12 protein-coding genes are annotated in these 13,953 nt (G+C 62.4%); 7 read left to right on the forward strand and 5 right to left on the reverse strand.

Annotation, left to right across the window (positions count from 1 at the left end):
• Positions 1 to 10: 10 nt before the first annotated feature.
• Both AOT96_RS20355 and AOT96_RS20360 read left to right on the forward strand, forming a co-directional pair.
• Positions 11 to 781: a glucose 1-dehydrogenase gene (locus AOT96_RS20355; protein ID WP_003940866.1), complete on the forward strand. Its 771-nt coding sequence runs from the start codon at positions 11 to 13 to the stop codon at positions 779 to 781.
• A gap of 56 nt (positions 782 to 837) precedes the next feature.
• Positions 838 to 1,845: a zinc-dependent alcohol dehydrogenase family protein gene (locus AOT96_RS20360; protein WP_007727420.1), complete on the forward strand. Its 1,008-nt coding sequence runs from the start codon at positions 838 to 840 to the stop codon at positions 1,843 to 1,845.
• Here the strand turns inward: AOT96_RS20360 and AOT96_RS20365 are convergent.
• Together AOT96_RS20365 and AOT96_RS20370 are read right to left on the reverse strand one after the other, a co-directional pair.
• Positions 1,832 to 2,722, reverse strand: coding sequence for a dienelactone hydrolase family protein (locus tag AOT96_RS20365; RefSeq protein WP_007727417.1), 891 nt, complete (start codon positions 2,720 to 2,722; stop codon positions 1,832 to 1,834). The two genes, AOT96_RS20360 and AOT96_RS20365, sit on opposite strands and share 14 nt — an antisense overlap.
• Positions 2,723 to 2,755: 33 nt before the next feature.
• Complete coding sequence (locus tag AOT96_RS20370) at positions 2,756 to 3,595, reverse strand: CPBP family intramembrane glutamic endopeptidase (protein WP_065352196.1); 840 nt, start codon at positions 3,593 to 3,595, stop codon at positions 2,756 to 2,758.
• Positions 3,596 to 3,680: 85 nt separating this feature from the next.
• Between AOT96_RS20370 and AOT96_RS20375 the strand changes: the two genes are divergently transcribed.
• Positions 3,681 to 3,989, forward strand: coding sequence for a rhodanese-like domain-containing protein (locus AOT96_RS20375; RefSeq protein ID WP_003940684.1), 309 nt, complete (start codon positions 3,681 to 3,683; stop codon positions 3,987 to 3,989).
• 47 nt (positions 3,990 to 4,036) lie between these two features.
• On the opposite strand, the gene AOT96_RS20380 is transcribed toward AOT96_RS20375, so the two are convergent.
• The gene (locus tag AOT96_RS20380; RefSeq protein WP_003940771.1) at positions 4,037 to 4,678 is read right to left on the reverse strand and encodes a dihydrofolate reductase family protein; all 642 of its coding nucleotides are present in this window, start codon (positions 4,676 to 4,678) and stop codon (positions 4,037 to 4,039) included.
• Between the two features lie 74 nt (positions 4,679 to 4,752).
• On the reverse strand, positions 4,753 to 5,838 hold the full coding sequence (locus AOT96_RS20385) for a TDT family transporter (RefSeq protein ID WP_042449826.1): 1,086 nt from the start codon (positions 5,836 to 5,838) through the stop codon (positions 4,753 to 4,755).
• Positions 5,839 to 5,929: 91 nt separating this feature from the next.
• On the opposite strand from AOT96_RS20385, the gene AOT96_RS20390 reads away from it, so the two are divergent.
• A complete protein-coding gene (locus AOT96_RS20390; protein ID WP_030535095.1) occupies positions 5,930 to 6,841 on the forward strand; it encodes a LysR family transcriptional regulator in 912 nt (303 codons plus the stop codon).
• A 12-nt stretch (positions 6,842 to 6,853) separates the two neighbouring features.
• Here AOT96_RS20390 and AOT96_RS20395 read toward each other — a convergent pair whose 3' ends face one another.
• Entirely contained in the window at positions 6,854 to 7,534 is a 681-nt protein-coding gene (locus tag AOT96_RS20395) for a TetR/AcrR family transcriptional regulator (RefSeq protein ID WP_007727412.1), read from the reverse strand.
• Positions 7,535 to 7,608: 74 nt separating this feature from the next.
• Here AOT96_RS20395 and AOT96_RS20400 point away from each other — a divergent pair, with 74 nt between their 5' ends.
• From AOT96_RS20400 to AOT96_RS20410, 3 genes are all read left to right on the forward strand, one after another.
• Positions 7,609 to 8,745 carry an FAD-dependent oxidoreductase gene (locus AOT96_RS20400; RefSeq protein WP_007727411.1) on the forward strand — a complete coding sequence of 379 codons (1,137 nt, stop codon included), beginning with the start codon at positions 7,609 to 7,611 and terminating at the stop codon, positions 8,743 to 8,745.
• Between the two features lie 7 nt (positions 8,746 to 8,752).
• Complete coding sequence (locus tag AOT96_RS20405; protein ID WP_007727410.1) at positions 8,753 to 9,586, forward strand: DUF3626 domain-containing protein; 834 nt, start codon at positions 8,753 to 8,755, stop codon at positions 9,584 to 9,586.
• Between the two features lie 180 nt (positions 9,587 to 9,766).
• Entirely contained in the window at positions 9,767 to 13,951 is a 4,185-nt protein-coding gene (locus AOT96_RS20410) for a bifunctional nitrate reductase/sulfite reductase flavoprotein subunit alpha (RefSeq protein ID WP_065352885.1), read from the forward strand.
• Positions 13,952 to 13,953 lie beyond the last annotated feature (2 nt).

Consider the following 13,953-nt stretch of genomic DNA (forward strand, 5'->3'; position numbering starts at 1 on the left):
GAACGCTGACATGTCCGATCTTCTCGCGAACAAAGTTGCAATTGTCACCGGCGCAGGTGCCGGAATCGGCGCCGCCATTGCCCGGGCGTTCGGGGCGGAGGGCGCGAGGGTCGTGGTCTCCGACATCAACGGTGGCGCAGCACAGGCAGTGGCGGACTCGATCGACGGAGCTATCGCTGTCACAACTGATGTCACCGACGAACAGCAGGTCAAGGATCTCGTCGCCAGAGCGGTCGAAGAGTTCGGCGGACTGAACGTCGTAGTACCCAACGCCGGTATCGCCACCACGACCCCGCTGATCGAGACCTCGTTCGAGGACTGGCGGAAAGTGATGTCGGTCAACCTCGATGGAGTGTTCTTGACAGTGCGTCATTCGCTGCCCGCTCTCGTCGCATCCGGTGGCGGTTCGATCGTGAACATCTCGTCGATCTCGTCGACCACCGGCTCGCCTTTGATCGGCAGCTATGCCGCCGCCAAAGCAGCAGTTCGCAATCTCACCGAAACCCTGTCAGCCGAACTTCGCTTCCACGGAATCCGCGCGAATGCATTGCTGCCCGGATTCATCGATACCGACCTGGTCAAGAGTCACCAGCAGGATTTCGAGAATGCCCTCGGCCTCGAGTCCGGGGGATTCGACGACTTGATGGTCACGAAGCAGACGCGCTATGGCCGGACCGAGGAAGTTGCCGCCGCCGCAGTGTTCTTTGCGAGCGACCAGTCGTCGTGGTGCAACGGCAGCAGCCTGGTTCTCGACGGAGGGTTCACCGCTTCTCTCCTCTGAGCAGCAGAACCCTTTCCGAACGTCACCCGATCACCATTCGTGCGAGGATCCACACCATGACCAACCGCGCCGTGTACGTACTCCCGCCTGGAGGATTGAACAACCTCGAATCGAGGACGATCGAGACCCCGGGCCCGGGTGCGGGTGAGGTGACGATCGCGATCCACGCGAATTCGCTCAACCACCATGACTACCTCGTGGCGACCGGAGAGATAGCAACCGACGGTCCGCGGATCCTGTTGTCCGATGCTGCCGGGGAGGTCGTTGCGGTCGGAGACGGCGTAACGCAGTTCAGCGTCGGAGATCGCGTGATGAGCACCTATTTGCCGCATTGGCGGAGCGGCACACCGGATTTCGACGGATTCGGAAATTCGCCGGGTGACGGTGTCGACGGGTTCGCCCGCGACACCGTCACCGTGCCGGTATCTGCTGTGACAGTGATGCCGCGAAACTACACCTACGAGGAAGCCGCTACCTTGCCCACCGCAGGTTTGTCAGCGTGGCGCGCACTATTTGCCGGAGTCCCGATCATCCCAGGGTCGTCGGTGTTGATCCCTGGGACCAGCACGGTGGCGCTGTTTGCCGTCCAGCTGGCCAAAGCTGTTGGAGCTCAGGTGATCGCAACGTCGTCGGCCCCCGACAAGATGGCACGATTGGTCGAGCTCGGTGCCGATCACGTGGTCAACTACCGTGAGCGCCCGGACTGGGGTTCGGAAGCGATGCGGCTCAGCGGCGGGATCGACCTCGTCCTCGACGTCGGCGGGCCGTCCACCCTCGGCCAATCTCTGGCGGCAGTCCGACCAGGGGGGCGAATCTGCGCGCTTGGCATCATGAACGGCCCCTCGTCGTCGATCGACCTGACTTCGCTACTGACCAAACAGGTCACCATCGAAGGTGTTCTGGTGGGCAGTCGTGCACATCAGGAGGAGATGGTCGCCGGGCTGGAGAGCCTGGCGCTTCGTCCCGTCATAGATTCTTCCTACAGCCTCGACCGCCTCGCTGACGCTTTCGAGCAGCAGAAATCCGGGCAGGCCTACGGCAAGATCGTCATCACAAACCCTTGATCGCTTGCCGGTCCCAACGGGGATCGGTGAGGATTTCCGCCGAGTCGCCGACAAATGCACGTGCGGCAGTCTGGTCGCCGCTCAGGGTGAATCTCAGCCACGCGGTGAGGTAGCCCCGGAATCCTTCGCCATCTGCGGCCCAATTGTGGCCGACGCCAAGCAGTCTGCCGCGGACCGCCGGTCCGGCGGTTTTGTCGAAGTACTCAGCTTGCGGATCGGCGGTGGAGACCGGGTCGTCGGCGCCGGTCATGAAGAACGTCGGTCCGGTCAACTGGGCCACGTCGATCACGTCGACAGGTCGCGAGGCCCACCACGGGTCAGGCAAATCGAGTACCGCCGTGGCGGTGATCAGATTCGCGGACTGGGTTGCCGCGTTGATCGCGCCACCGGCGCCCTGGGAGTGTCCGACCGAGGCAATGTTGTCGGTGTCGATCCGCTGGTGAAAAATGCTCTCAGCGTTGGTGTTCTGATCGACGACGTACTGGGCAGCCCCCAAGATTTCCGTCCCGTCGCCGGTGACGCTGCTGTCGGCCACCACAACGACAAAACCCCAAGAAGCGAGATGCTGCAGGAGCGCTTCGTACTCTTCGTAAGTCGCATAGCTGCCGTTGCCGAAGGTGACGACGGGATGCCGATTGCCATCAGACGACAAGCCGGCTGGGTAGAACAGTTGGTACCCGGGAACTGAATCGGCAGCCACTTCATGCGCACCCTTGGCTGCATACAGATCGCTGATCGATTCCGACGCGATGGATTCGGTGGTCGCGACTTCGGGAGTTGTCGGAACCCCCGCGGTGGCATGAGTGACGGCACCGGAGAGTGCCAGCAGACACGATGCAGTCACGACGGCGAACGAGTACGTGGTTCGAGAAGGCATGGGCACAAGTATGTCTTGTACGGTCGCGGTCGGTCAGGCCGAGACGGGTGTGTGCCGATCTTCGCCGATTCGATCTCGAATGAGGAAGACGGCGATCAGCCCGAAGACGACCAAGAGGACCGTCAGTAGAGAGGTGATGGCGGCGGCGCCGCTCACTTCCGTGGTCACCGAAGTGTCCAGCCCGCCGGTCGAGAGAATTGTGGTGGGGTCGGTGAGGCCGTGTAACACGATTGCGGCCCAGATCGTGCCCGTCACACGCATTGTCAGGTACATGCACATACCGAAACCGAAGGTGTAGACCACGGTGACCAGAACGGTTGACGCCTTCATCCCGGCGATGAGGTTGACGGTGTGCATGAGTGCAAACACCAGTGAAGACACGACGGCGACAAAGCGTTCCCGGTGGCCGGCGTCGCGCAACATCTTCACTGCCAGGCCACGGGTGGCCAATTCCTCGGTCAGGCCGACGCACGCACCGAGCACCAGCAGGGCGATTACCTCGCCGGTGGTCCAGGCGCTCCAATCGGTTCCCGCCAGATGCGCAACAATGGCGGCGACCACGATGATCGGACCGATCCACATCCAACCCCGCCCACGAATGGGTTGTGGGCCGAAGACGCCGCGCAGCCAGCCGACCTTTGTCGTGAAAACCAGCAGGGCGATCCCGCCGATCGCGATGGGCAATGCGACGCCGAGGAGGATGCTGGAGGCGCTTGCCACGACATTGTCCGTGTCGATCTGGTCTGCAAAAACCCTGGAGGTAACCTGCCCGACAGCAAGATAGAACGCCAGGTAGACGACGATCAGCAGGAGCACTTTCCACACGGTGGGGCGACTCCAAAAACCGGACTTTTCGGGAACCGTATTGGTCATTGTCAGATCGTAAAGGGAGCTGCACGAAAACGCCCGGGTACCGTCTATTCGGACAGCAGCGAACACGAAGGCAGGCGCAGAAGAAATGTTGGAAGTCGATTTGAATGCACTGGACACGGCTTTGGCAGCGGGTGAGCCGTTGATCGACGTCCGTGAGGCCGACGAGTTCGCTCAGGTCCGAGTTCCCGGTGCGACGCTCATTCCGCTCAGCGAATTCGTCTCTCGCGTGGGTGAAATTCCGGACGCGGAAACGGTGTACATCATCTGCGCCGTCGGTGGTCGGAGCTTGCAAGCCGCTGAGTATCTGCAGGCTCGCGGCATCAATGCCGTTTCGGTGGCCGGTGGAACGATGGCGTGGTACCAGTCGGGGCGCCAGGTCGAAACCGGCGAATAGTGCGTAACTGTTGGGGCAGCTCCCGTTTACGGAGCTGCCCCAACACGTCACTTCCGCCAGAACAGGTGGTGCGTCACGCCGCTCGGGCTCGGCACAACGTCGAGGTTGAAGCGGTCGAGTAACTCGTCAGGTGTCTCCCACAGTCGTAGACCGGATCCGAATTCGATCGGGGAGACAGCGATGTGCATCGTGTCGACCAGATCGGCGTCGAGGAATTCACGGATAGTGCTGACTCCGCCGCCGAGTCGAACGTCCTTGCCCTGCGCTGCCTCACGTGCCTGCGCGAGGGCCGTCGCGGGGTCGGCGTCGACGAAGTGGAATGTCGTGTCCGATAGCGTGAACGACGGCCGCACGTGGTGGGTCAAGACAAAAACCGGGGTGTGGAACGGTGGCTCGTCGCCCCACCAGCCCTGCCACTCGAGATTCTCCCAAGGGCCGCGGTAGGGTGAGAATTTGTTGCGGCCCATGATTTCGGCGCCGATGTTGTTGGAGAAGTCCCGCGTGAAATAGTCGTCGAGGCCTCGGCTGCCGCCGGGATCGGTGCGATTGGGCCAGCTGGCCGTAGCTCCTGCCCACGCAAACATTTCACCGTGGTCCAGGCCGAACGGGCTCTCGAAGCTCTGGTCCGGACCGCAGGCTATTCCGTCACTCGAAACGCCGAAATTCTGCACTCGCAATAACTGACTCACCGTGTACTCCTGCTCTCGACAATGGTCTACGTGAGTACAGACCGTACGGCGAGCCAAAACTCATCGGTGCGAATTCATGCAGCCGCCGGTAGAACTCCACTGCGGATCGACCGGACGGTCCTGACCGCGACGGTTGCCCAGATGGGGATCAGTACGGTCAGCAGGGCAAGTGCGATTCCCAGGATCAGGGTGGAACCGGTGGCGACTCCGAAGGCATTCGCTCCGACGGCACATGCTCCGATGGGGAAGGTGAAGCTCCACCAGCCGAGCGAGAAGTCCAAGCCGCGGCGCAGTGCGTGGATGGTGACGACGGTGACGGTGACAAACGCGATCACGCCGATGATTCCGACGACGGTTCCGTAGGCGATCCCGAATTCGTGCAGGGTGTCGGCATGCTCGGGGCTGAGTGCATGCCGTGAGGCGGCGGCCAACAGGTTGGATGCCGCGATCGACTGTCCGATCACGCCCAACGGAATCCACAGTGAGGGAATGGCATTGAACGGGATCACGTCGACGCCGGCCGAACGGTTGCGTGCGAACTGCCTGGCGACGGCTACCAGAATGCCGATGGCGGCGGTCAGCGCCAGAGCGAACAGGATGTAGCAGAAAACCAGTACCGCGATGCGTGGAGCGCCTTCGGGCATGTGGGTGCTGACCGCTGCGCCGGTGGTGGCCGAGACCATCGGAGGTACGACGGGCATGAGCCAGAACGGCATTGCCGTCGCCATCCCGGCATCTCGAACGAGTCGAATCATCATCACGACGTAGGTGACCAGGCCGAGTGCCGTGCCGAGTGTCCACAGTGTCAGCGACACGGTGATCGCCACGTCGTGGCCGAGGAAGTCCGGGCCGGTGATGCCGGTTGCGGATCCCACGGTCAGCAGTGCCATTGCGACGGCGCCGTAGAAGGGGAACATCGCGGGGCTGTGCAGGTAGGCGAGGGCCTGACATCGATGTTGTGACCAATGGGTGGCAAATGCTCCGATCAAGGCGCACAGTACGAGAACCGCCAGAACCCAGAAGATCTCGGAGACCAGTTTCAAGCCCTCGATCTCCGGTTCGAGCGAAGCGGCGGCCACCGACACGATTCCCGTTCCCATCGCTGCCGCGAACCAGTTCGGAGTGATGTGGGCGAAGGTGGAACTCGTTGTGGTGGTCATGTATTTCACTGTCGTCTCATCCGGTCCGTACCGGTAGACCGGTTGTTCTTGAATGCCCACAAACTCGCCTTGTGGGTCTAATCTTGGGACTATGTCGTTGTCTCCTCGGGTGCCGGAACTCAGTGCCCTCGACGTCCTCCTTTCCGTAGGGCGTCTGGGCAGCATGGGTGCTGCCGGCCGGGAGCACGGACTCAGTCAGCAGGCGGTCAGCGCCCGGGTGCGTTCGGTCGAACGCCAACTCGGAATCAAGGTGTTCGATCGAGCGGCGACCGGTGTTCGTCCCACCGCCGAGGGCGGTCTGATTCTCGAGTGGGCAAGTCACATCCTCGTCAGTGCCGAGGAAATGGCATCGGGAGTTGCCGCACTTCGCGGTGAACGTGATGCTGCCGTCACGGTTGCCGCCAGCATGACCATCGCCGAGTATCTGGTTCCCGGATGGACGGTCGCGATGCGGCACAAGTTCCCCAACGTCGTGGCGTCGGTGAGCTTGCACAATTCCTCGGACGTCTCTGCTCAAGTTCAGGCCGGCCAGGCCGATATCGGATTTGTCGAAGGGCCGGATGTGCCGTCGGCGCTCGCGTCGTGCGAAGTAGCGCGTGATCACCTCGTCGTGGTTGTGCCGCCGGGACACGACTGGGCGAATGGTGTGCCCGTTCCGGTCGAGGAACTCGCACGCACACCGCTGATTCAGCGAGAATCAGGGTCCGGTACGCGCCTGACGCTCGAGAATGCTGTTCCCGATTGTGTGCCGCCGCTGCTCGAGCTCACCTCGTGTACCGCTGTCAAGGCTGCGGTGGTGGCAGGCAACGCCCCGGCTGTTCTGTCGTCGCTGGCAGTTGCCGCCGACCTGACGGACGGCCGACTGGTCGCGGTCAACGTCGACGGCTTGCGGATGCCGCGTCGACTCCAAGCCGTCTGGGATCCCGATCGCGGATTGCGCGGTGCGGCAAGAGATTTCCTCGATATAGCGCTCGGATCCAACACCGCTGTTCATTCACGCTGACGGCTACGGCCGCTATCGGACGGTGTCGATCCCCGCGAGGATGAGCTCGATGCCTGCCAGAAACTGTTCTCGGTCGTCGTGGTCGCGCAACTGCGCCGTCACCTGATTGAGGAACGGGTACTTCGCAGAGTCGAGTTCTTCCCATCGCGTGGCGACGCCCGCGAGGAAAGCGGACCGATCTGTCTCACGGGGGAGCAGACGGGCGCCCGCGGCGTACTGTCCGGCGAGACCGAGCACGTAGTTCAGGAGCGCGGACGCGCAGTCGAACTGTGCCGATTCGGGAACGCCGAGCGCCTGGAGTTGCTCGCCGAGACTTTCGAAGATCTGCATCACCGCTGATTGCCACGGTTCACGTGAGAGTTGGGTGCCGACCCAGGGGTGGGCGTCGATCGCGTCGAACACGCCGAGGGTGATGGTCCGGATCGCCTCCCGTGGGGCTGCGCCTTCGGTTGCACCGGTTGTCACGCGGGCGATGACGTCGTCGGTCGCCGCGGCGAGCAGTTCGCTCTTGTTGGCAACGTGCCAGTAAATCGCCCCGCTACCTGTTGCCAGGCGTGCGGAGAGTGCGCGAAATGTCAGCGCGGCTTCGCCCTCGTCGTCGAGGATCTCGATCGCAGCCTCGACGATTCGCTCCTTCGAGAGCGCATCCGTACGTCGTTCGGTCCGCTGATTCCTGGTCGCCATGCGAACCATCTTGACATATCTGGAACGCCGTTCCAAGATGTCATTGGAACGACGTTCCAATCGAAGCCTGAAAGGAAACAAACATGAGCAACTCGATAACGATCATCGGGGCGGGCCTCGGCGGTCTGACCCTCGCGCGTGTCCTTCACGTTCATGGAATTCGGTCGAAGATCTACGAGGCGGAACTGTCGGCAGAAGCTCGCACGCAGGGCGGTCAACTCGACATCCACGAACACAACGGTCAGGCCGCGCTCGACGCTGCCGGCCTTACCGACGAGTTCCGCGCGATCATCCACGCGGGCGGCGCCGCGTCGCGCGTACTCGATCAACACGCCGCCGTGCTCCTCGACGAACCCGACGACGGCACGGGAGCACGTCCCGAGGTGCTGCGCGGCGACCTCCGTCGAATCCTGATTGATTCCCTTCCGGACTACACGATCGAATGGGGACGCAAAGTCGACACTGTGCGCTCGCTCGGAGATGATCGCCACGAGTTGACCTTCGTCGACGGTTCGACAGTGACCACCGACTTTCTCGTCGGTGCAGACGGTGCCTGGTCGAAGGTCCGGCCGCTGCTCTCCGATGCGAAGCCGGAATACGTCGGCACCACGTTCGTCGAGACCTACCTCTACGACGTCGACGAGAAGCATTCGGCTGCAGCCGAAGCCGTCGGGGACGGGGCGATGTACGCGCCCGCACCAGGAAAAGCGATCGCCGCGCATCGAGAGGCGGGAGACATCGTGCACACCTACGTTCAGCTGAACCGTCCGGCGGAGTGGTTTGCCGGTATCGATTTCACCGACGCCGCCGCTGCGACAGCGCGGGTCGCGGCCGAGTTCGACGGTTGGGCACCGGAACTCACGGCGCTGATCACCGATGGTGAAACCGCTCCGATTCCGCGCGCGATCCATGCACTTCCCGACGAGCACCGATGGGATCGCGTGCCTGGGGTGACGCTTCTCGGTGACGCGGCGCACCTGATGTCCCCGTCCGGTGAGGGTGCGAACTTGGCGATGTTCGACGGCGCCGAACTGGGAAAGGCGATCGCCACGCACCCCGACGACATCGAAGGGGCACTCGCCGAGTACGAAGAAGCGATGTTCGTGCGCAGCGCATCCGAGGCCGCGGACTCGCACGTGATCCTTGATCTCTGCCTCGGTGAAGGCACACCGTATTCACTGGTCGATTTCTTCACCGGCGCTGCTTCCATATCCGGATAATGGGCGAATGCCTGTTGATTCCACTCCTTGGTCTGCCGCGATTGCGCACGTGAGCGGTCTCTCGAAGGGCGGCCCGTTGGATCGAAATCACCGGGTGACGTTGCACTTTCATCCGGACCTCCCGTCTGAACGTGGTCTGACACTGGCCTCGATCGCACGTCAAGGCACCTATGTGACCCAGTTCGAGACTCGAACGAGCAACGGCGGACTGACGGCGCATCACGGCGGCGATCGTTGGCGTTGGGAGAGTCGGATATTCGGCGGAGCTTACGACGAGCGAGAGCCCTCGGAACGGCCGAAGTACGGAGCGTTGAACTTCTCCGCCGATCCCTACGGGGCATCCCCTCGGTTCGGCTCGTCCTACTTCCGGCTTGCCGAGCACACACTCGACCGCACCACCTTCTGCTTTCCCGACAGCGTCTTCGAGCCTGATCTCTTCGGAACGGCCGAAGCGATGAGCTTGGTCGACGCCGCACGGGCTGCCGAGCTCGACGATCCGCTCGACCACTACATCGAGGCGCACGTCCACGGCGCCGTCGACATCGGAACGGACGTCGAGGCGCTCGTTCTGGATCCGAGTTACCGGGGCACACTGATCGAAGAGATCGCGCACTCGCTCACGTGCCCGGTGCTGTGGCACGAGGGATACGCGGTCGATGTCGACGAGATAGCCGAACATCCCGAATACCGGGGAGCGGCCGTGATCGACCTTGCCCGAGAAATTGCGCACGGCAGGCGGCTGACGCCTGCCGTACTGGGGCTCGCACGGGGTGCATCCTTCGATCCGCAGGACGTCAAGAAGGTTTGGCACTACATCGCTCGATTCGGCGGCAGAGCGTAGAACTGGGCATTCGCGTACAGCTGCACGTCGACGACCGCTGGTCCCGGGACCGCACATCGGCCCGAAGGTCGCGGTGAGGAAAGAGTGATTGATACGCAACATCGGGCATGAACTCCCGAAACAACTGCATCCGAAGATAGAAGTCGACCTTGATCCTCGGTCGAAGGGATGCATGAATCGATGGGCGCTCAACTCACCACCACCAGTGTCGACACACTCTGCGCATACTGCGGGGTGGGCTGTGGTCTTGTCCTCGACATCATCACCGATCCCGAGACGGGACGCCGGAAGGCTGCGAAGTCTTCCGGTCTGAAGACACATCCCACCAACTTCGGGCGTCTGTGCACCAAAGGCACCACGACCGCAGACATGCTCGCCGGCCCGGGGCGCATGGAATCTGCATATCGCCGTCCGCGCCGAGGTGATGCGATCGAAGCGGTGGACATGGCCGCAGTCATCACTGACACCGCCCAGCGCCTGCGGGCAATAATCGACGAGCACGGTCCCGACGCGTTTGCGTTGTACGTGTCCGGGCAGATGTCACTCGAAGCTCAGTACCTGTCGAACAAACTGGCCAAGGGCTTCATCGGGACCAATCAGATCGAATCGAATTCCCGACTGTGCATGGCAAGTGCCGGCACCGGATACAAGCAATCGCTCGGGGCTGACGGACCGCCCGGTTCCTATCAGGACTTCGAACATGCCGACGTGTTCTTCGTGACCGGCGCGAACATGGCGGACTGCCATCCGATCCTCTTCCTCCGAATGCAGGAGCGGGTCAAGGCAGGCGCGAAGCTGATCGTCGTCGATCCTCGACGCACCGCCACCGCCGACAAGGCGAACTTGTTCCTGCAGATCGCTCCCGGCACCGATCTCGCGCTACTCAACGGACTACTCCACCTGCTCGTCGTAAACGGCCACACAGATCCGGACTTCATCGCCGACTTCACCGAAGGCTGGGAGGTCATGCCCAGTTTCCTCGCGGAGTACACGCCTGCGAAGGTCAGCGAGATCACCGGTATCTCCGAAGCCGACATCCACACGGCAGCGCAGTGGATCGGTGAGGCCGTCAACTGGATGAGCTGTTGGACAATGGGTTTGAACCAGAGCACCCACGGCACGTGGAACACCAACGCCATCTGCAACCTTCACCTTGCGACCGGTGCGATCTGCAAGCCCGGCAGCGGTCCGTTCTCGTTGACCGGTCAGCCGAACGCCATGGGTGGGCGTGAAATGGGCTACATGGGGCCAGGTTTGCCAGGTCAGCGCGCCGTGATGGTCGACGCCGATCGCGACTTCGTCGAGGACCGATGGGGGATCCCGCAGGGCTCGCTGCGCACCGACATCGGCGGTGGCACCATCGACATGTTCTCCCGAATGGCGGCGGGCGACATCAAAGCGTGCTGGATCATCTGCACCAATCCCGTTGCGACGGTAGCCAACCGCAAGACCGTCATCGACGGCTTGGAGAAGGCCGACCTCGTCATCACCCAGGATGCTTTCCTGGGCACCGAGACCAACGAATACGCCGATGTTCTGCTGCCTGCTTCGCTGTGGACAGAGTCCGACGGAGTGATGATCAATTCCGAACGCAACCTGACGCTCTTTCAGCAGGCACTGGATCCGGTTGGGCAGGCGCTGCCTGATTGGCAGATCATCGCCCGGATCGCCTGCGAGATGGGGTACGCCGAAGCGTTCACCTACACCTGTGCCGAAGAGGTGTTCGAAGAGATCAAGCAGTTCTGGAATCCGAAGACCGGCTACGACTTACGCGGCGTCACCTACGAGCGCCTCCGCAAGACATCGATTCAGTGGCCATGCCCGCCAGACAGTGATCAGGACCGTCATCCCATCCGATACGTCAATGACGGTGTCAGTCAAAGGCTCCTGATCCGCGAGGACGGCAGCACTCCGCGGCTCGCATTTCCCACCGCCACTGGCCGTGCGATGTTCTTCGCACGGCCGCACATGCTTCCCGCCGAAATGCCCGACGACGACTACCCCTTCCTGCTCAACACCGGTCGTCTGGCGCACCAGTGGCACACCATGACCAAGACCGGCAAGGTGGCCAAGTTGAACAAGCTCAACCCAGGTCCCTTCGTCGAGATCCATCCCGACGACGCCGCCAGGCTCGGCATCGTCGACCAGGATGCGATCGAGGTTGCCTCACGCCGAGGTCGCGCTGTGCTTCCGGCTGTTGTCACCGACCGAGTGCGTCCGGGGAACTGCTTTGCCCCATTTCACTGGAACGACGCCTTCGGTGAATATCTGTCCATCAACGCCGTCACCAACGACGCCATCGACCCTGCCTCGCAGCAACCGGAGTTCAAAGCCTGCGCTGTCACTATGACGAAGGTCGCCGTGAACACACCTGAAACAGTGCTCGCCGAGGCGGCGCTGGTGGCTCCCGCGCCAGCTGATCGGGCTTTGTCGCGAACCGATGTCCTCGCGGGCGTCCTCGGTCAAACAGGAACACCTGCAGTGGTATTCGATCCGCTCCAACAGAGCTACCTGGCCGGCCTTCTCGCTGCGTTGCGTGCGGACGCCGATCGCACTGCCGGGGTACCTACCTTGCCGTCGACGGCACCCTTCGATGCCGAAAAGCGGATGTGGGTCGACGGTGTTCTGGCCGGCCTGTACTCGCGGATCTCACTTCCTGACACCGACGGGCTTGCGTTGTCATCGAGTCCGAGTATTGGATCCGAGCGCGCGCCGATCGTGGTGCTCTGGGCATCGCAGACCGGAAACGCGGAAGAATTCGCTGCTGAGTGCGCCACTCGTCTCGGGGGAATCGGCTTACCCGTGGTGATGCACGCGATGGACGAGTTCCCCGCCGCCGACCTGGCAGCTACCAGAGAGGTCCTGCTGATCACCAGTACCTCCGGTGACGGCGAATCCCCGGACAACGGCAGCGGTTTCTGGGATGCGTTGTCTGCTGACACGGCGCCCCGCATGTCCGAGACACGTTATGCAGTCATCGCTTTCGGCGACTCGAACTATGCCGACTTCTGTGGACACGGACGAAAGCTCGACGCCCGCCTTGCCGAACTGGGAGCCAGTCGTATCGTCGATCGCGCCGACTGCGAGCCCGATTTCGAGGACACCGCTGCTGGATGGCTGGAGGCGGTCACGGCTGAGCTTCGGAGCTCGGTGGCCGGCGAGACGACCGACGTCCTCGTTGCAAAGAAGAATTCTGGGACAACCGTTGCAACCCCGCCGATTTCACCGGCGATGTCGCCGCCGCTGCGATACAACAAGAAGGCGCCACTGACCACAGCCTTGACGCGCAATGTCGTGCTCAACCGTCCGGGTTCTTCCAAAGACGTGCGGCAGTTGGGCTTTCACCTTCCAGGTGACACGGTCAGTTACGAAGCCGGCGACGCTCTCGGAGTCTGGCCCCGAAACAGCTCTCCGTTTGTCGACGAGTGGCTCACCCTTACCGGCCTCGACGGTGACGAGACCGTCGAACTGGGGCAGTACGGGGAAATGACGCTGCGTACCGCGCTCACCGAGCGCTTGGAGATCACTCGAATCTCGACCGACATGATTCGATTCGTGCATCAACGAACCCGCGATTCGGACCTGGCCGAGTTGTTGAAGCCGGAGAATGTCTCCACGTTCAAAGACTGGTCGTGGGGACGACAGTCCGTCGACATTCTTGCGCAGTCGCCCGTTCGTGCCTCGACAGACGAATGGCTCTCGCTGCTCAAACCGATTCAGCCGCGGCTGTATTCGATATCTTCCAGTCCGAAGGAGAACCCACGCGAAGTGCAGTTGACGGTGTCCGCGGTGCGATACAACGTTGCGGGTGTCCCACGGCGTGGAGTGTGCTCGACTTACCTCGCCGACCACGCTCACGATGACGACATCGGTATCTACGTGCAGAAGTCGACCCACTTCCGGCCACCTTCCGATCCCGAGACCCCGATGATCATGGTCGGTCCGGGGACCGGCATTGCACCGTTCCGTGCCTTCCTGCATGAGCGGCGGGCATTGGGGCACACGGGTCCGAACTGGCTGTTCTTCGGAGAACAGCACGCCGCGACCGACTTCTACTACCGCGAAGAAATCGAAGAATTGCGGAAAGACGGATTCCTCACCGAACTCGACCTCGCGTTTTCCCGGGATCAAGCCGACAAGGTCTACGTGCAGGACCGGATGCGTGAGCGGGGTGCACTGCTGTGGGAATGGTTGCAGAAGGGAGCGCACTTCTACGTCTGCGGCGATGCCAACCGGATGGCCAAGGACGTCGACAGTGCCCTCAACGGGGTGGTCGCTCAGCACGGAAAACTGGCACCTCGCAGTGCCGAGGCGTACGTGAAGGCTCTTTCGGCGGAGAAGCGCTATGTCCGGGACGTCTACTGACG

Source organism: Rhodococcus sp. 008 (assembly GCF_001682295.1).
Classification (GTDB): Bacteria; Actinomycetota; Actinomycetes; order Mycobacteriales; family Mycobacteriaceae; genus Rhodococcus_F; species Rhodococcus_F qingshengii.